A 16755-nucleotide genomic window follows, 5' to 3' on the forward strand; every position below is an offset into this window, starting at 1 on the left:
GGACCCGCATGGTCAGCTCACCCCACGAAGCGATGCACCGCATCTTCCAGGAGTACCCGGGCCTCTTCTCCCGCGTCTCCGAAGTGCTCGGCATCGACATCCCGCAGCCCACCTCGGCTACCGTCCTGCCCACCGACCTCACCGAGAACAGCCCCGTCGAACGCCGCGTGGACACTCTCCTGCGCATCGAAACGCAGGACGACGGCCCCTTCCTCCTCGCCGTCGAAGCCCAAGGCAAGAAAGACCCACGCAAGACCACCAGCTGGCCCTACTACGTCAGCTACCTCCACAACCGATACGGGGCGCTGCCCGTCCTGCTCCTGGTCGTCTGCCAGGACCACGCCACAGCCGAGTGGGCCGCCCGCCCCATCACCATCGGCCTCCGCCAATGGCCCACCCTCACCCTCAACCCGCTCGTCGCAGGGCCCCACAACATGCCCGTCATCACCAACGTCGCCGAAGCCCGCAAGGACCTCGCACTCGCCACCCTCGCCGCCATCACACACGCCGACAATCCGGACGTCGGTGCCATACTTAAAACGCTCTCCTCCGCACTGCGCGAGGCACCGGACAACATCGCCGAACCCATCGTCGAACTCACCGCACAAGGCCTGGGCAACCGCCCTGCCGCACAACAGTGGAGGAACCTGGTGGCCGTGGACACCTCTTTCTACAAGTCCTTCATCTCCGAAGAAATCCGGGACGAAGGCCGGGCGGAAGGCCAGGCAAAGGGCCAGGCAAAGGGCCAGGTCGAAAGCCTGCTGCTGATCCTCGAAGCGCGCGGCATCGCCCTCACCGACGAGACCCGCGAAGAGATCGACACCTGTACCGACCCCAACCTCCTCCGCCAGTGGCTCCACCGCGCCGCCACCGCCACCACCGCCGAGGAAGTCTTCACCGAGCAGTAGCCCGGCCTCTACCCGGTGCCGTCGCTGCCCGCGCCAGGGCAGCGACGGCAGCCGGCCGACGGCCCACCCACGGAGGAGCCCGTAAGCCGCCACTGCCACCACCGCCGAGGACCTGAGAGTTCCCATCCCCGTTGCCACTGACGTCGACGGGGGACGATCCTCTGCGTATGGACCTTCCACCGCAAGTGATCGAGCTGGGTGACCTGACGCTCCGCCGTTTCGATCGCGAGGCGGACCTTCCGGAGTTGTTCCAGGTCATCGCGGAGTCGCTGGATCACCTGCGCCCGTGGATGCCCTGGGTCGCCGATCACAGCCTGACCAGGACCGCCGACTTCCTGGCCCGCCGCCAGGAGGCCTGGGAGGGCGGCCGGGAATTCACCTACGCGATCGTGCTGGACAGCGCCATCGTCGGCGCCTGTCAGCTGTTCCGGCGTGAGGACAGCCCGGACAACGGGCGCGAGATCGGCTACTGGCTTCATCCGGCAGCCACCGGCCGCGGCGTGGCCACCCGCGCGGCACGCGCCCTGGTCGACCAGGCCTTCCAGTCCCCCGACGTCGACTACGTCGAGGTCGTCCATGACCCGGCCAACCTCGCCAGCGGTGCGGTCCCGGCCCGACTCGGCTTCACCGAATTCAGTGACGGCCCCACCGGGCGCCCTGCCCCGGGCGATACCGGCAAGGCTCAAGTCTGGCGTCTGGCTTGCCCTCGGGCGGACGGGACAGCCTCGTAGCTCTGTTCGCGGAGACGATGGAAGGAGATGGGGATGCTCGAATCGGTACTCGAATCCGTCAGGTACTCCGCTGTCTGCCAGAACTGCGGCGGCGAGCTGGAGTACTGGGGAGTGCAGGCACTCGTGGACGGCCGTCTGCGATGGAACGTCGAGTCGACCTGCTCAGCCTGTGGTGATGCGTTGGCCGTGTGCGAGGGCGACATGCCCACCGAACGACGCCGACAGATGCTCTCCGAGCACGGACCTGCGCACCTGCGGGTGAGCAGTCCGCCGGCCACGGGAGCCGCCATCATGCGCGTACTGCGAGCCGAGCTGGGCCTCGACCTGCCGAACGCAAGGGCGGCGCTCCGCCGCGTGCTGGACGGTGATTGCTCAGGGACGCTCCCCGAGATGGAGCACCTGGCCCGCGCGCTGCGGAACTCCGGCATCGCTGCCGCGGCCGCACGCCCTGGGCGCGACGCCCAAACGAGATCATCGGTGGCCTGCAAAGACTGACGGCCGGTGCCGTATGCGAATGGCATACGGCACCGGCCGTCAGGCGCGACTCGAAGCGTCGATCCCAGCGCCGTCAGGAGCGTGGATCAGCTCTTCGAGCCTTCCGCACGCGCGAAGGAGACCTCCACGCGGCGGTTCTTCTTGCGACCGTCTTCCGTTCCGTTGTCGGCGATCGGGTACTGCTCGCCGTAACCACGGATCTCGTACGCGATACCGGTGCCGGCCAGCGCCTTGTCCAAGACGTTGTGCACGGCCTCCGCACGCTGCTTGGAGAGCACGTCGCCGTGGGCAGAAGAACCCAGGTTGTCGGTGAAGCCGAACACCCGGACCTTCTTGGCGTCCTGCTTCTTGATCTCCTCGGCAATGGCGTTGATACGGCCATTGGCCGCAGAACTCAACTTGGCACTGTCCTTGCCGAAGAGCACCTCGGCCTGGAGCGCGAACTTGATGTCGGAGTTGGTGTCCTCACGACGCTCAGTTCCTCCCAGGTCCTCTACGACGGACTTGATGTCGAGGACCTTGGCGGGCGCCAGAGTGGCACCTTCCGGAAGCTTCAGGTCCGAGTCGTTCGGGTCTACTTTGACCGGGGCTTCCGCAGACGCGGACGGGTAAGGGCTGTCATCCGCGACTGCTCCTGGCGCCGTCACAACCCCAAAGGCTGTCATCGCGACGAGCAAAGTCACGACCCTGCGTGTACGCATGGGGGGACTGCCAGCGATGGCGGCCCTCATCAAGAAATCTCAATCTTGGTGGTGGTGAACCCCGGGAACTGAAGGTCCACCTGGGTCGTGGACTGTTGGGGAGCCGGGAACTGCGCAAAGAAGGTGAGGCTCTTCCCCGCATCGATGCTCGGATCGAACCCGCTCGTAGTCAGAGGCCGGTTGTCAGTGTCCCGAAGCACGTAGTACCGCTTCTTCTCCTGCGAGTCCACGAGCGTCATAGCAGCGAGAGATCGCCCGGTACTTGCAACAGCCTCCTCCTCGCCGCTCCATTGCACGGGGGTTGTGTAGATACTGGCACCGGTGTTCTTGAGCTGTCCGCTGATTGTCAGAAAGCCACCGGAGTCGCGCGTCGCCGAATTGACCACCAAGTCAACTCCGGCGTCGCCCTTGACCGTAACCAACACCTTGCTGGTGTCAGGAACAGTCGGCCCCCCGCCCTTTCCGGAGCCATCGGTCGACTTGGACGACGCGGCTGACGGATTCTCCTTCACGCCGCCGCCTTTGTCACTCCCACAGGCGGCCGCGGAGAGGGTGAGGCCAGCAGCAAGAACTACAGCGGTTGCTGCTCGTCGCAGCTTCCTCACATGCGGATTGCTCATCGGTCCAGTTCCTTTGCGTTTGATCGCGGTCAGTCTTCAACCAGGCGTACAGAGAAGAGGTCGGCCATGTCAGGCATAATTGCCAGGCTCTGAGGGCTGACCACCCATGTCAGGCCAGTCGTACACACAACCTCGCCGATGGACGGTGACGTGGGGATCGGGTTCGGGATGAACTTGCAGTGGCCTTCGACAATGGCCGCGGCAGTTGCCTTCGCCCGCTTCCCCTCAGTACCCGGAACCAGGTTGGCACTCATCGCCTTGTTCGTCCGCAGCTTGACCTTGTAACCCCAGTCGAGGCCCGTCAGCGGATTACAGCCGTTGGGTTCGATTCTGGCGTCATTCTGCGCAGCGAACGAGATCGCCTTGTAACAGCCGGGCAGCCCCACATACGGGGCATTGAACACCTCGGTGTAGAACGCCCTGTCCATGACTCGGACCTTCAGCTCCAGCCCAAGCAGAGTCCGTGACTCCTTGGCCGCTGCCAGAGCCGAAGCATCCGCAGCACTCTGAGCACCGTTGCGCTTGACATCGGCCTCACCGAACGCAAAGAAGATCAACGCAAGAAAGAGCAGGCCGGTCACCGCTGTGATGTACAGCGGTGCGGCCTGCCCTGACTCGCGGCGGGTGTACGGACTCACTTGTTGAGAACCGAGTTGATCTTCTCGGTGAACTTGTTGCCGATGGTGGCGCCCAGGTTCGTGTTGAGCAGTGCCACGACGATCGCCACCACGAGGATCGTGATACCGACGTACTCGATCGCGCCCTGACCCTTGTCGCTGCGGCGCTTCATGGCGTCCACGGCGGTGTTCTTCCAGCCGTTGATGTACGCCTGCGTGGTGGTGGCGGCCTTCAGGGTGATGTTCGACATGGTGTTCCCCTCCGAGTTCGGCCGACCGGAAGTCGGCCGACACTGCTGCGTAAGTCTTCGTGTCGTTCGCGCTTCCGGCTTCCTCCTGGCCGGTCTCGCTTTCGACATGAGAAACGTACGTCGGGGCAACACCCACTCGCATGGGCCTGCGGGCCCAACTCCGGGCCCACTCAGTCAGTTGGGCCTTCGGGCCCATCGTCTGCTCAGCCATGCCTCGTCGACCCCCCGGACGACATGCGGTGCCAGACGGCGATGGCCTCGCCCCGGCTGCCGGCGTTCAACTTGGCGAAGATGCGGTTGATGTGGTTCTTGACGGTCTTCTGACTGATGAAGCAGGTGGCGGCGATCTGCTGATTGGTCATGCCCGACGCGATCAGGTCCATCACTTCCACCTCCCGTTCACTCAGATCCCCCGGCACGCCCTGGGGTGCCGGGAGGGGAATCCCTGAGGACGAATGTGCCACAGATGATTGCGGAAGCGAAGCCTTTTGCGGGAATCCGTGTCCTGCCAACTCCGCCCGCACACCCCCGACCTGCTGATCAGTCCCAGGGCCCGGCCTCCAGGCCCCGTGCGTGTCGTGTGCGGGTGCAGACATTTGCCCTTGTGGGACAGAGGGGCGGTAGCCCGGCCCCGTGAACGCCGTTCCCAGCCCTTCGGGCAACGGCCGACCGTCCTGCCCCAGACCTCCGCCCCCACGCACCGACTCCAGCAGTGCACTGCTGGCCGAGTACGTGAAGTGGGCCCGGCCGTCCTTGATGTCACGGACGGCGGCCACCAGCTGGTCGGCGGTGAACTCCCCGTGCACCAGATAGCCGCCGGCGCCCAGGCGCAGCGCCTCATGGACGATCTCGCTCTCCCGGCTGTACGTCATCATCAGCACCGGCGCGAGCCGCACCAGATGGGGCAGGGCCGAGATGCCGTCGACTCCGGGCATGCGTACGTCCAGCAGTACGACATCCGGGCGGTGCTGGACCGCCATCTCGTACGCCTGCCGACCGTCACCCGCCTCCGCGACCACGTCGATGTCGTCGCGGCCGTGCAGGAGAACGGTGAGGCCGGCCCGTACGACGGGGTTGTCGTCGGCGACGACCACACGGAGCGGCCGTGCCACGGGCATGGCCTCGGGGCTGGGGAATGCCGGGAATCCACCGGGAGGATCGGGTGTGGGGACACCGCCGGTGGGGGGCGAACTGAGCGGGCTGGGGTGCGAGGACGTGTGCTGCGAGACATGCGGCTGCTGCGTCCACTGCTCTCCGGAGCTGCGGGAGATCTCGTCCGACATGGTGCGGGCCTCCTCTCTCAAGGATGGGGGACTGTGGAGTGATCAGAAGCGGTTGGGCGGATTCAGTTGTCGGATCTGACTGGCTGACCGGGTACCTGCGTCAACAGCGGCGGGTACGCGGGAGGGGATGGTGACGCGGGTGGCGCAAGGTTCATCGCGGCGAGAGAGAGATCGAGACGGACCTCGGTGCCTCGTTCCGCCCTGCCCCGGCCGATCCTGATGCGCGCGCCTATCGAGGCGGCCCGTTCGACCATGCCGACGAGGCCGAAGTGCCCGGCCTTGCGCAGGTCCGCCAGCGAGGTGCCTCGGGGAAGGCCCTCGCCGTCGTCGTACACACTGATGCGCACCACATCGCGGACCAGCCCTGCGGAGACCTCCACATAGCTGGGCCGCGCATGACGATGGGCGTTCTCCATGGCCTCGGTCGCGATGGTGAGGGCGTGGCGGGCGATGGCGTGAGGGATGGGTGGGACTGGGCCGTCGCCGAGGCGGCGGAAGACGGCCTTGACTCCGTGCCGGCGCTCGAAGTCGGCCGTACGTGCGTTCAGTTCGTCGACCACGTCCACTCCGCCGTCGAGCCCCGACTCCCTGCGCAGGTCCGAGAGGAGTTCCCGGGACTCGGCCGCCGCGCGACGGGCCGAGCGTGCGACGAGTTCGGCCTGGTGCTTCACCGTCAGCGGGTCCATGCGGTCGGCCGTGCTGGCCAGGCCGTCGGCTGCCATGGCCAGGCCGTGCAGGGTCTTGGCCACGGAGTCGTGCATCTCGCGGGCCAGGCGTGCGCGCTCCTCCTCCACCGCACCGCTGACCGCGAGGCGGGCGCGGGTCTCCGTCAGCGCCTGGGATGCTGCACCGAACCTGAGGAGCAGACTGCGCAACGAACTGCCGACCGCTCCCGCCATGATGCAGAGCCCCACCACGAGAAGGGCGGAGGCATTCGCGTCGACCTCCTCGCTCACGCCGAAGGACGCGGCCAACAAGAGCGACTGCAGGGCAGCGAAGATCGCCCCACCGCGCCAGCCGTACACGAGTCCGGCGAGAAGCGGAGTGCAGACCGTGACGTACGAGAGTGTCGAGCCCGGGCTAGCGGCGAACAGCAGCAGCGCGCCGAAGAGCATGTCCACGGCGAGCAGTGCGGGGTGCCGGAGGAGGATCGGACCGAAGCGTTCCCAGTCGCGCATCAGCACGTAGGACACCATGACGGTGATGAGTACGGCTGCCCCCACCAGCCAGCTGCCGACCTCGTCCTGCACACCCTCTAGAGCGAACGGGGCAGCCAGAGCGGTCATCGCCAACCGGAAGCCGAACAGTTGGCGGCAGAGTGCCTGCAGGGCGTTCAACTGGATCGGCAGAGCCGGCACGTGACCGGGTGTGCTTTCTGGCGTCCGGGCGTCAGGTCCACCAGTCAAGGCAGGGCTGGACGGTCGTGGGCCCACAGTCTCCTCACCTCCTTTCGGACAGGTTCACTTGCATTCGCATCCCGGTCAGCTGCCGAACATGTCTCCGAAGTTGACATCGGCCGCGTAGTAGAAGCCGACGACGATCAGAATCATCGTTCCGGGGAGCATGAAGCTGGTGACGATCAGGGTGGCCTTGGGAACGGCCTTCGATGCCTTCCGCCGGGCGTTCTGCGCGTCGGTGCGGCGCATGTCGTTAGCGATCTGGATCAGCGTGTCGACGATCGGGGCACCCAGCTCCTCGCCCTGCTGAAGGGCCGAGACGAACATGGATACCTGCTCGGACTCGTTCCGCTTGCGCAGCTGGTCAAAAGCCTCGCGGCGGCTGACGCCCATGTCCATCTGGCGCAGGGTGATGCGGAGTTCGTCCGCCCACGGACCCTGGTACTTCTCCGCAACCCGCTCCAAGGCCTGCCGGAAGCCAAGTCCAGCTGACACGACGACTGCGAGCACGTCGAGGAAGTCCGGGAGGGTCCGGTCGATGTCGTCCTTCCGGCGCCCGATGGCGGACCGGATGATCACGTCCGTCCAGAAGAGGCCATAGAGAAAGAGAAGTATCGCCAGGATAAGTTGCCCATTCATGAGCATGGCCAGAGCCGCAAGGGTTCCAAGCCCTCCGTAGAAGGCACGCCGAGCCGCATAGCGGTCCACGGTCATACCACCCGGATTACCTGCCATGTCCAGCTTGCGCCGAACCTTGTCGACGCGCTTGGGGCCCATCATCGACAGGACACGAGGGGCGTAACGCATGCCCATCCGGTCGGCCAGACCACCCGCAGCCGTGGTGCGGCTGGCGCCGACCTCCAGGGCGAGCTCCATGTCACCGGGGAGCTTGGCTTCGGCGCGGTACATACGGATGCCCTGAAAGGCTCCGTAGACGGCGAGCCCGAAGACGGCCGCGATCAGAAGATCCATGATGTCCCCTCCTTGTTGAGTTCGGCCGTCATATACGGACGCGAGTCATGCGGTTGATGAGGAAGAAGCCGAGCGCGTAAAGGCCTGCGGCGACAAGGACGGCGATCCGGCCGGGCGTGGCGCCGGTCATGTCGTCGAGTGCACCGGCGCGCATGCCGTTGATGATGAGCAGGAAGCCCATGCCGAGGATCGGGACGGCGACCGCGGTCACCTTCACTTGGGACAGCAGCGTGGTGACTTCTCGGCGGGTCTCCTTGCGCTCCTCCAGCGTCCCCGTGAGGTTGCGCAGCGAGGAGACGATGGTGCCGCCCGCCCGGTTGGAGAGGATCAGGGTGGAGACCAGAACGGTCAGCTCTCGCGAGGGAAGGCGCTCGACGAGTTCGTTCATCGCGTCGTCCAGCGAGTGTCCGACAGCCAAGCGGTCGGCCACCCTGCGCAGTTCCTCGTGCGCCGGGTCGTCGAGTTCGTCCACCGCCATGCTGATGGCCGTGCGAAGTGCGAGTCCAGCCTGAGTGGCGTTGGCAAGGACGCGGGTCAGCTCCGGAAGCTGGTTGATGAACGCCTCGGTGCGCTTGGCACGCTGGTAGTTCAGGAAGGCGTTACCGCCCCACAGACCGACCAACGCGGCCAGGAGGCCGAAGAACGGCGCGAAGATCGAGCCAACCACGAAGTAGAGACCGAGCAGGGCCGCCACGACGTAGACGAAGTACTCGCCGGGAGTGAGGTCCAGGCCTGTCGCCGCGATCTTCCGCTCGATCCGCTTGCCCAGCGTCGTCTTGCGCAGCCGCCGGTCCACGCCTCGGAAGCGGCGGTTGCGGCCGCCGATGGTGAGCTGGCCCGTCTGGGACATCCGGTCGGCCAGGATCTGCTGCTGAGCTTTGCCCGACGAGAAGATGTGCACGCCTATGACGGCGAACAGACCGGCGAGCAGTGTCACGCCGATCGTCAGGAGCGGAAGATTATCCATGTCGGGCAAGGCCTTCTGGGTGAGCGGCGGGCTGGGGACGTGGCGGGGAGGGAGCGGACTCAGGCGGCGGATTTACGCATGTTCAGCTGCTCCTCCGTGTGGGCGACGCCGAAGGCTGCCGGGATCGCCTCACTCGTCGCGTAGAAGCGTTGGGCTACTCGCCGGGGCAGAGGGTAGTACTCGAACTGACCGTAGATCCGGCCGTCCGCCGCCATCGGCTGAGCATTGAATCGGCAAACCGAGATGATGCGGTAGTCCTCGCGGCCGTGGGAGTCGACGACCGCGATCTCAGTGATGCGGCGGGAACCGTCGGCGTGACGGGTCAGCTGCACGATCACGTCGACGGCGCTGTTGATCTGGTCGTGGATCGCCACGAAGGGGATCTCGACCTCGGACATGGAGGCCAGGGTCTGCAGACGCATCAGCGCGTCCTCGGCGTTGTTCGCGTGGACCGTGGCGAGCGAGCCGTCGTGACCGGTGGACATCGCCTGGAGCATGTCGAGCGTCTCGCCGCCACGGACCTCACCGACGATGATGCGGTCGGGGCGCATACGCAGGGAGTTGCGGACCAGGTCGCGAATGGTGATCTGGCCCTTGCCCTCCACGTTGGAGGGTCGGCTCTCCAGCGTGATCACATGGGACTGCTGGAGCTGGAGCTCGGCGGAGTCCTCGATCGTGACGATGCGCTCTCCGTTGGGGATCAGACCCGACAGTGCATTGAGCAGGGTCGTCTTCCCGGTACCGGTCGCCCCCGACACGATCACGTTGAACTTGGCGCGGACCAGCCCGGAGAGCAGCATCAGCATGTGTTCGTCCAACGAGCCGAGCCCGATCATCTCCTGGAGCGTGAACGCCCTGGGGAACCGTCGAATGGTGAGGATCGGGCCGGTGAGTGAAAGTGGCGGGATGATCACGTTGACACGCTCACCCGAGGGAAGCCTTGCGTCGACCATCGGATTCGCTTCGTCCACACGGCGGTTGACCGTGGAGACGATGCGCTCGATGGTCTGCATCAGCTGCTCGTTGGACGAGAAACGCATCGGGAGGAGCTCCAGACGCCCGCGTCTCTCCACGAAGACCTGCTCGGGTCCGTTGACCATGATCTCGCTGATGGAGGCGTCTTCGAGCAGAGGTTCCAGGATGCCGAGTCCCAGGGACTCGTCGACGACCCGGCGAATGAGCTGCGAGCGCTCCATCTGGGAGAGCACGGGACCCTCGCGGCTGATGATGTGGCCCAGGACGCGCTCGAGCCTCGCCCTGCGCTCGGCCGCCGCGAGGGCGGACATCTCGGCGAGGTCGATCTCCTCCAGAAGCTTGGCGCGGTAGACCTGGACCAGCCGGCTCTCTTCGGTCAGGCCGGTCGTCTTCTCAGGACTGGTGATGCGCGCCCGCAAGCTCATTTCGTCAACTCCCTGTCGTGGTGCGGTGATGCTGGATCAGTCACGGGGCATGGTGACGGTCTTCGTGACAGAACCGAATTTGAACATCGGCAGGAGCGAGGGAATGGGAACCTTCACCTTCACCGTCACCTCGTCCCACCCGGTGGTGGGATAGACGTGGGCTCCGTCGGCCAGCCACCCGCTCATGGAGTCGAGTGCGACCGACGTCGCGCGCCTGCTCTCACCCTTGTCCGAAGCCACTCGTGCTCCCGACCGGGCCGCGGTACCGGCCTGCTGCGCTGCATAGACGGCTATGCCGAGCTGAACCACGGCGAGCGAAACAACGAGGAGAAGAGTGAGAACCCCCACGTACTCGACGGCAGCCTGGCCGCGCTGACGCGTGACGCGTGGCGCGATGGTGCGGCCGGCCATGAGCTGCCGTCGCAAAGATTGCGTCACCATCCCAGTCCCCATCCCTGGTTCTCGTTTTTGGCCTTGGCCTCACCTGTCGCGTGCCACGGCAGGTCGAACGCACCCGGAAAGAGCAGAGGAACCTTGACCTCCACCCGCGCCGTGACCATGTCGCTGAGCAGGTCTCCGCCGCACTCGTCGACGGTTGTGTCCCAGGCACTGGGCATGTCCTCGCGTACGGCCTCCTCACACGCGGCGCGCGGGTTGCCCTCCGCGACCGAAGCCGCCCTCACACCCTTGTCCGCCGCGTTGCCCGCGAGCACATACGTGTAGCAGACCATCCCGGCCTGCCACATGATCGCCAACGTCACCAGGATCAACGGCAGCGTGCCGACGAACTCGACGGCGGTCTGCCCCCGGTCGGCCCACTTCCGGCCGCGGCGCCGGCCGACGGCCGACCCCGGTATCTCCGTGCTCCGGCTACCCGGCCCTGCCGGCGGCCGGCCCGTTCGTAGAAGAGTCATGATTCAACGGTCCCCCTCGGTCTCATCGCTTCGGAATCGCTTCGGTAATCGCTTCGTTGCTCGCATCACTGCTCACATCGGGGCTCGCATCGCTGCTCGCCGCGCCACTCACTTCGTACGTCCGCGCCGACCGCCGACGGATCCGCGGTCACCCTTGAACTTGCCCTGTTTGTCGGCGCCTTCGGCGTTCTTCACCAGACCGAGATCTCCCGCGAGCCCCCACAGCGCCTGCTTCACACTGGATTTGGCCTCGAGGTCCTGTATGCGGCCGGCGTCGACCACCGCCTGGAGCTCCTTGAAGTTCGCCGGGACCGCGATCCGTGCCACCTTCGTGGCCGTGATCTTCTCGACCAGCGGGGGCTGGATCTCCGTGTTGCGGGTGTAGCGGTTGATGACCGTGATCGTCTCCTCGGCCTTGCGGACCTGGAGACGGTCCCAGAGCCGGACCATGCGCTTGGCCGCGCGGACGGCGATCACGTCCGGGGTGGTGACCAGCAGCGTCCGGTCGGCCATCTCGATCGCCGCGGCGTTGGCCGAGTTCATCTGCGTACCGCAGTCGATGATCACGATCTCGAAGCGGTGCCGCAGTGCGCTGATGGTCTGGCGTACGACCCGGTCGCTGACCTCCTCGCCGCGCTCCCCCTCACCCGGTGCCAGCAGCAGGGCCAGCCCGCTGTCGTGGCTGAACAGGGCGTCCTGGAGGACTCGCGGTGAGATGTCCTGGATGGTGGTGAGGTCGACGATCGACCTGCGGAACTGCACGTCCAGATAGGACGCCACGTCCCCCGACTGGAGGTCGAGGTCGGCGAGGGCCACCGTGTGGCCCGATGCCGCCGCGGCCAGGGCCAGCTGGACCGCGGTGACCGTGGTGCCGACTCCGCCCTTCGCGCCGCTGACCGTGACGACCGTGCCGCCGGGGCCGGTGAAGACCTCTGCGCCCGCCCCCAGGTGGCGGCGGACTCCGACGGACCAGCCGGCCGCGGCCTGGACGCGCTGGGCCAGCTCCTCGTACGAGAGGGGCAGGCCGACCAGGCCGCGGGCGCCGGAGTCCATGGCTGCCGAGTAGAGCCCGGGGCTCGCGTCGGCGGTGACGAGCACGACCCCGACCGCCGGAAAGCGCAGGGCCACCTCCCGGATCAGCTCAAGGGCTGGAACCGGACCGATCCGCTCATGCACCAGCACGACCTCGGGCAGCTCGTCCAGCGACTCCGAGGCGAGCCGGGCCAGTGTGTCGAGCAGGGAGGTCGAGTCACCCAGCGGCCCGGCCGGCTCCGCGTCCGGGAGCTGGCTGAGCAGCGTGGTGATGGATCGGGCGGCGTCGGCATCGCCGACAGCCGGGAGGATTCGTGTGCTCATCCAGTCCTCACTTGTTCTTGTCTTCGTCGAGGTTGTAGCTGCCCTCGCCGGGACGCAGGGTGGTCGGGCTGTCGTCGGGCAGGAGTGCGAGGCGGACGTGCTCGGCGAAGGACTCGGCGTAGGCGACGCGCTGGGCGTCGGTGGTGTCCAGGGCGAAGGTGATCGGCACGGCCTCGGTGGGGCCGCCGCGGTCGTCACCCTTCGGGTCCAGCGACGTCAGCTGACCGACGTCGATGACCTTGGCGTTCGGGACGATCACGCGAGAAGTGGGCTTGTCCTTGTCGGTCTGGCCCGCGAAGGTCGCGTAGATGTTGACGAGGTTGCCCGGACGGATCTTGCCGGCGACGCCCGTCGCGGCGTCGATCATGATCGCGATCTCCTGCTGGCCGTTCTCCAGCTTGGGGCGCTTGACGAGCATGTCGTCCTGGAGCAGGGACCCCTTGCGGAGGTTGGTGACGGCGATCTTGCCGTTGAGGACGGAGAGGTCGGTGACCGCGTTCTTGGACAGCCAGCGCTTCGGCATCGAGACCTTCTCGAACTGCCCGGGATCCAGCTCCCGATAGGGGGCTATATCCGATTTCACCTGGTAGGCAGTCACCTCCGGACCGACCTTCGAGTTCACATCACTGATCACCGAGAGCACACCGGCGAACGCACCGAAGGCACAGAGGACCGAGAGGAGGAGAAGGATGACGCCGCGGCGTTGCCGTGAGTTCATGAGCGGAGCAACCTCGTTGGGAGACGTGGGCCGATGAGCGGACTGAGGGGCGGAGCGGGGTCGGGCCGTCGCGGGTCACGGTGTGCCGCGGCCCGTTCGGGACGGGCCGCCATGCGCTGTTCGCCGGGCTGCCGTGGGTGCGGCAGCGGAGCACCGCGATCGCGGTGGCTCACGACCCGTGGTGCATGGGTGTTCCTTGGTTCAGGACACCGGAACCGTTCGTTTGGTTCTCCGGCGGTTTGAGCGGGGCCGAGCACAGGCCACAGCGGTCGCCGATGAGTTCGTTTCCGCACCAGGTACAGACCTCCCTGCGAACCGAAGAAACCAGCTGATAAATCAGTGAGATATCGGGCAGAAAGGCGGCGAATTCGATCATCTTCGAAGTTCCCCACCAAGCGGGTGAATCCGCGGGCAGCGTCGCTTCGTGAACCGCCTGCACCTGCCAGGCGGGGGCGATGGTGGTCGTCACCCAGTCGGACTGCAACTGCCCCTTGGCGACCAGGAGATGGGTGCCGAATTCGGGTCCGGCGAGTTCCCCCGTACCGACCTTGATCAGCTGGGGGTTCGGGTTGGCCAGCACACCGAACTGCGAGCCGGGGACCCATGACTTCGCGTGGGTCTTGAGGCTGACGGGCACCCGGTCCAGCTTGGTGACCGAGTTCAGGAGGGCGCCCGAGTAGATGTAGTGGGACAGGAGCCTCGCGGCGGATGCGACCACGCCGGCGCTGAAGTCGCAGATGGACAACTGCCGCAACTGGCGCACCAGTACCGCAACACCCAAAGGGGGCAGATCCACCTTCAGCAGTGCGATCCGGTCGCTCTCCAGCATCGCGCGGATCGTGTGCATCCGCCGCTCGTGAGCAGGCGGGATGCTGGCGGGGTAGACCGCGATGACGTAGCCGTGCTGTTCCAGGAGCAGGTGCATGTCGCTCAGCGCCTGCTCCAGCGGCTGATCGTCGGGCGCGCGCAGCACCACGGCCGTGGGCGTCTGCTGATCGGTCGGAGGCAGCACGAGGTCAGCACTGGTCACTGCTATTGCTGTCGGCACGCTGTTCCCCGTTCGGCTCCGGCCGCCGCGTACCGCCGGCCGCAATCGCTCCTGCCAGGTGCTCCTTACCCGGACGCTCCCGCATCAGCACTTTATCCACGTAGTGCGGGGCAGAGAACACCTTTCAGGGCCCAGTGAGGCAGGGCTCACGAACCCCCCACGGGTCGTTCGCATGACAAATCGGCCCAAGTGACCGGTTGTTAAATTCCGTACGATTCATCGGCTTAGCCGTGCCTACCAAGGCAATTCATGATCCTTTCGTCTTCGGTGCACGTCAGGGGGCGCGGCAGCGCTTTCATTCGACGGCTCCGGTGTTTCCGGTGGGCCCAATGTGAACTCTGGGCCCGAATTAGGGTCCCCGGGCCTACTGGGGCCACCCGCACCCGGACGAGCTACGGACCGCGCCGCGTCCGTCACCCCTCCCACCACGCCTGTTGGGACGGTTCACTGCCAGAGGTCTTGACAACTCGATTGGTCTGGACCAGTTTTAGCGCCCAGCGGTGGCCACCGTTCCGTTCCTCGGCTCCACACCCCAGCACCCCCCTGTGCCGCACCCCCGGCATCCGTGTCGCTTCCCCGCCATCCCCGACTTCCCCCCGGAGGCAGCAAGTGGAACGTTCCCCCGCAACCAGCCGCAGAAGACGTCACAGCCGCCCGCTCCTCGGATCCGCCATGGCCGTCGTCGCCGCGGGCGCGCTGACCCTCACCGGTCTCGTCAGCAGCGCCTCCGCCGCCGACGTCAACGTCGCGAAGAACGCCGGCTTCGAGTCGGGCCTCGCCAACTGGACCTGTTCCGGCGGCTCCGGTGCCACCGTCTCCTCCCCCGTGCACGGCGGCACCTCGGCGCTCAAGGCCACCCCGGCCGGCCAGGACAACGCCAAGTGCACCCAGACCGTGGCCGTCAAGCCCAACTCCACGTACGCACTCAGCTCCTGGGTCCAGGGCGGCTACGCCTACCTGGGCGCCAGCGGCACCGGAACCACCGACGTGTCGACCTGGACCCCCGGCTCCAGCAGCTGGACCCAGCTCTCGACCAGCTTCAAGACCGGGCCCAGCACCACCTCCGTCACCGTGTACACGCACGGCTGGTACGGGCAGGCCGCCTACGTCGTCGACGACGTCTCGGTCAGCGGGCCCGACGGCGGCGGTGGCACCGACCCCGGCCCGACGATCCCCGCGGCCCCCGCCGGTCTCGCCGTCGGCACGCCCACCTCCTCCTCGCTGCCCCTGTCCTGGAACGCGGTGTCCGGCGCGACCGGCTACACCGTCTACAAGGACGGCGCGAAGGCCACCACCTCCACCGGGACCTCGGCGACGATCACGGGGCTGGCGGCCGACACGGCCTACCAGTTCGCGGTGACCGCCACCAACGCGGCCGGAGAGTCCGTCAAGTCCGCGACCGTCAGCGGCCGCACCGCCACCTCCGGCACCGGCAACCCGAACCCCGGCACGTCCGTGCCCAAGCACGCGGTCACCGGCTACTGGCAGAACTTCAACAACGGCGCGACCGTTCAGAAGCTCAGCGACGTGCCCGCGAACTACGACATCATCGCGGTCTCCTTCGCCGACGCCACGGCCACGCCCGGCGCCGTCACCTTCAACCTGGACTCGGCGGGCCTGAACGGCTACACCGTCGACCAGTTCAAGGCCGACATCAAGGCCAAGCAGGCGGCCGGCAAGAACGTCATCATCTCCGTCGGCGGTGAGAAGGGGTCCGTCTCGGTCAACAGCGACGCCTCCGCCACCAACTTCGCCAACTCGGTCTACTCCCTCATCCAGGAGTACGGCTTCAACGGCGTCGACATCGACCTGGAGAACGGCCTCAACTCCACGTACATGACGAAGGCGCTGCGTTCGCTCTCGCAGAAGGCGGGCTCCGGCCTCGTCATCACGATGGCGCCGCAGACCATCGACATGCAGTCCACCTCGGGTGAGTACTTCAAGACGGCGCTCGGCATCAAGGACATCCTCACCGTCGTCAACATGCAGTACTACAACAGCGGTTCGATGCTTGGCTGCGACGGCAAGGTCTACTCGCAGGGTTCGGTGGACTTCCTCACCGCGCTGGCCTGCATCCAGCTGGAGGGCGGCCTCGACCCGTCACAGGTCGGCCTCGGCGTCCCCGCCTCCACCCGGGGCGCGGGCAGCGGTTACGTCGCCCCGTCGATCGTGAACGCGGCCCTGGACTGCCTCGCGAAGGGCACCGGCTGCGGCTCCTTCAAGCCGTCGAAGACCTACCCCGGTCTGCGCGGCGCGATGACCTGGTCGACCAACTGGGACGCCACGTCCGGCAACGCCTGGTCGAACGCGGTCGGCCCGCACGTCCACGCGCTCCCGTAACACCGCCCGGACCGGGGCCTGTTGAGCCCGGCCGGCC

Annotated in this window: 18 protein-coding genes; 4 read left to right on the forward strand and 14 right to left on the reverse strand. The window is 66.7% G+C overall.

Features of this window, described 5'->3' with window-relative positions:
- The first annotated feature begins 8 nt into the window (after nucleotides 1–8).
- From OG521_14430 to OG521_14440, 3 genes are all read left to right on the forward strand, one after another.
- Nucleotides 9–908, forward strand: a complete 900-nt coding sequence (locus OG521_14430) for a hypothetical protein (GenBank protein WUW21920.1) — start codon at nucleotides 9–11, stop codon at nucleotides 906–908.
- A 167-nt stretch (nucleotides 909–1075) separates the two neighbouring features.
- Nucleotides 1076–1639 (forward strand): GNAT family N-acetyltransferase, encoded by a 564-nt coding sequence (locus tag OG521_14435; GenBank protein WUW21921.1) that lies wholly within the window; start codon nucleotides 1076–1078, stop codon nucleotides 1637–1639.
- Nucleotides 1640–1672: 33 nt separating this feature from the next.
- Nucleotides 1673–2134 (forward strand): hypothetical protein, encoded by a 462-nt coding sequence (locus tag OG521_14440; protein WUW21922.1) that lies wholly within the window; start codon nucleotides 1673–1675, stop codon nucleotides 2132–2134.
- 86 nt (nucleotides 2135–2220) lie between these two features.
- Here the strand turns inward: OG521_14440 and OG521_14445 are convergent, their stop codons facing one another.
- The 14 genes from OG521_14445 to OG521_14510 form a co-directional block, all read right to left on the reverse strand.
- Nucleotides 2221–2835 (reverse strand): OmpA family protein, encoded by a 615-nt coding sequence (locus tag OG521_14445; protein WUW21923.1) that lies wholly within the window; start codon nucleotides 2833–2835, stop codon nucleotides 2221–2223.
- A gap of 29 nt (nucleotides 2836–2864) precedes the next feature.
- On the reverse strand, nucleotides 2865–3455 hold the full coding sequence (locus OG521_14450) for a hypothetical protein (GenBank protein ID WUW21924.1): 591 nt from the start codon (nucleotides 3453–3455) through the stop codon (nucleotides 2865–2867).
- 29 nt (nucleotides 3456–3484) lie between these two features.
- Nucleotides 3485–4093 carry a pilus assembly protein TadG-related protein gene (locus tag OG521_14455; GenBank protein ID WUW21925.1) on the reverse strand — a complete coding sequence of 203 codons (609 nt, stop codon included), beginning with the start codon at nucleotides 4091–4093 and terminating at the stop codon, nucleotides 3485–3487.
- Nucleotides 4090–4323 carry a hypothetical protein gene (locus OG521_14460; GenBank protein ID WUW21926.1) on the reverse strand — a complete coding sequence of 78 codons (234 nt, stop codon included), beginning with the start codon at nucleotides 4321–4323 and terminating at the stop codon, nucleotides 4090–4092. The genes OG521_14455 and OG521_14460 overlap by 4 nt, the downstream gene beginning before the upstream one ends.
- Nucleotides 4324–4526: 203 nt before the next feature.
- Nucleotides 4527–5606, reverse strand: coding sequence for a response regulator transcription factor (locus OG521_14465; GenBank protein WUW21927.1), 1080 nt, complete (start codon nucleotides 5604–5606; stop codon nucleotides 4527–4529).
- 62 nt (nucleotides 5607–5668) lie between these two features.
- Complete coding sequence (locus tag OG521_14470) at nucleotides 5669–7012, reverse strand: histidine kinase (protein WUW21928.1); 1344 nt, start codon at nucleotides 7010–7012, stop codon at nucleotides 5669–5671.
- A 75-nt stretch (nucleotides 7013–7087) separates the two neighbouring features.
- On the reverse strand, nucleotides 7088–7975 hold the full coding sequence (locus OG521_14475; protein ID WUW21929.1) for a type II secretion system F family protein: 888 nt from the start codon (nucleotides 7973–7975) through the stop codon (nucleotides 7088–7090).
- Nucleotides 7976–8003: 28 nt separating this feature from the next.
- Nucleotides 8004–8942: a type II secretion system F family protein gene (locus OG521_14480; GenBank protein ID WUW21930.1), complete on the reverse strand. Its 939-nt coding sequence runs from the start codon at nucleotides 8940–8942 to the stop codon at nucleotides 8004–8006.
- 59 nt (nucleotides 8943–9001) lie between these two features.
- Nucleotides 9002–10342 (reverse strand): CpaF family protein, encoded by a 1341-nt coding sequence (locus OG521_14485; GenBank protein ID WUW21931.1) that lies wholly within the window; start codon nucleotides 10340–10342, stop codon nucleotides 9002–9004.
- A gap of 36 nt (nucleotides 10343–10378) precedes the next feature.
- Complete coding sequence (locus tag OG521_14490) at nucleotides 10379–10753, reverse strand: pilus assembly protein (GenBank protein WUW26683.1); 375 nt, start codon at nucleotides 10751–10753, stop codon at nucleotides 10379–10381.
- Nucleotides 10754–10776: 23 nt separating this feature from the next.
- Nucleotides 10777–11256: a pilus assembly protein gene (locus OG521_14495; protein WUW21932.1), complete on the reverse strand. Its 480-nt coding sequence runs from the start codon at nucleotides 11254–11256 to the stop codon at nucleotides 10777–10779.
- Nucleotides 11257–11364: 108 nt separating this feature from the next.
- Nucleotides 11365–12612 carry an AAA family ATPase gene (locus OG521_14500; GenBank protein WUW21933.1) on the reverse strand — a complete coding sequence of 416 codons (1248 nt, stop codon included), beginning with the start codon at nucleotides 12610–12612 and terminating at the stop codon, nucleotides 11365–11367.
- Between the two features lie 7 nt (nucleotides 12613–12619).
- Nucleotides 12620–13330: a Flp pilus assembly protein CpaB gene (cpaB, locus tag OG521_14505; GenBank protein ID WUW21934.1), complete on the reverse strand. Its 711-nt coding sequence runs from the start codon at nucleotides 13328–13330 to the stop codon at nucleotides 12620–12622.
- Between the two features lie 169 nt (nucleotides 13331–13499).
- Nucleotides 13500–14360, reverse strand: coding sequence for a hypothetical protein (locus OG521_14510; protein ID WUW21935.1), 861 nt, complete (start codon nucleotides 14358–14360; stop codon nucleotides 13500–13502).
- A 690-nt stretch (nucleotides 14361–15050) separates the two neighbouring features.
- Between OG521_14510 and OG521_14515 the strand changes: the two genes are divergently transcribed.
- Nucleotides 15051–16718: a glycoside hydrolase family 18 protein gene (locus OG521_14515; protein ID WUW21936.1), complete on the forward strand. Its 1668-nt coding sequence runs from the start codon at nucleotides 15051–15053 to the stop codon at nucleotides 16716–16718.
- The last annotated feature ends 37 nt before the right edge of the window (nucleotides 16719–16755 follow it).

This window comes from Streptomyces sp. NBC_01463 (genome assembly GCA_036227345.1).
Classification (GTDB): Bacteria; Actinomycetota; Actinomycetes; order Streptomycetales; family Streptomycetaceae; genus Streptomyces.

Excerpts from the sequence above, each read along its gene's own strand:
- OG521_14430 (WUW21920.1), top strand. The coding sequence starts at position 9 with ATGGTCAGCTCACCCCACGAAGCGATGCACCGCATCTTCCAGGAGTAC.
- OG521_14435 (WUW21921.1), top strand. The coding sequence starts at position 1,076 with ATGGACCTTCCACCGCAAGTGATCGAGCTGGGTGACCTGACGCTCCGC.
- OG521_14440 (WUW21922.1), top strand. The coding sequence starts at position 1,673 with ATGCTCGAATCGGTACTCGAATCCGTCAGGTACTCCGCTGTCTGCCAG.
- OG521_14445 (WUW21923.1), bottom strand. The coding sequence starts at position 2,835 with ATGCGTACACGCAGGGTCGTGACTTTGCTCGTCGCGATGACAGCCTTT.
- OG521_14450 (WUW21924.1), bottom strand. The coding sequence starts at position 3,455 with ATGAGCAATCCGCATGTGAGGAAGCTGCGACGAGCAGCAACCGCTGTA.
- OG521_14460 (WUW21926.1), bottom strand. The coding sequence starts at position 4,323 with ATGTCGAACATCACCCTGAAGGCCGCCACCACCACGCAGGCGTACATC.
- OG521_14465 (WUW21927.1), bottom strand. The coding sequence starts at position 5,606 with ATGTCGGACGAGATCTCCCGCAGCTCCGGAGAGCAGTGGACGCAGCAG.
- OG521_14475 (WUW21929.1), bottom strand. The coding sequence starts at position 7,975 with ATGGATCTTCTGATCGCGGCCGTCTTCGGGCTCGCCGTCTACGGAGCC.
- OG521_14480 (WUW21930.1), bottom strand. The coding sequence starts at position 8,942 with ATGGATAATCTTCCGCTCCTGACGATCGGCGTGACACTGCTCGCCGGT.
- OG521_14485 (WUW21931.1), bottom strand. The coding sequence starts at position 10,342 with ATGAGCTTGCGGGCGCGCATCACCAGTCCTGAGAAGACGACCGGCCTG.
- OG521_14490 (WUW26683.1), bottom strand. The coding sequence starts at position 10,753 with ATGGCCGGCCGCACCATCGCGCCACGCGTCACGCGTCAGCGCGGCCAG.
- OG521_14495 (WUW21932.1), bottom strand. The coding sequence starts at position 11,256 with ATGACTCTTCTACGAACGGGCCGGCCGCCGGCAGGGCCGGGTAGCCGG.
- OG521_14500 (WUW21933.1), bottom strand. The coding sequence starts at position 12,612 with ATGAGCACACGAATCCTCCCGGCTGTCGGCGATGCCGACGCCGCCCGA.
- cpaB (WUW21934.1), bottom strand. The coding sequence starts at position 13,330 with ATGAACTCACGGCAACGCCGCGGCGTCATCCTTCTCCTCCTCTCGGTC.
- OG521_14515 (WUW21936.1), top strand. The coding sequence starts at position 15,051 with ATGGCCGTCGTCGCCGCGGGCGCGCTGACCCTCACCGGTCTCGTCAGC.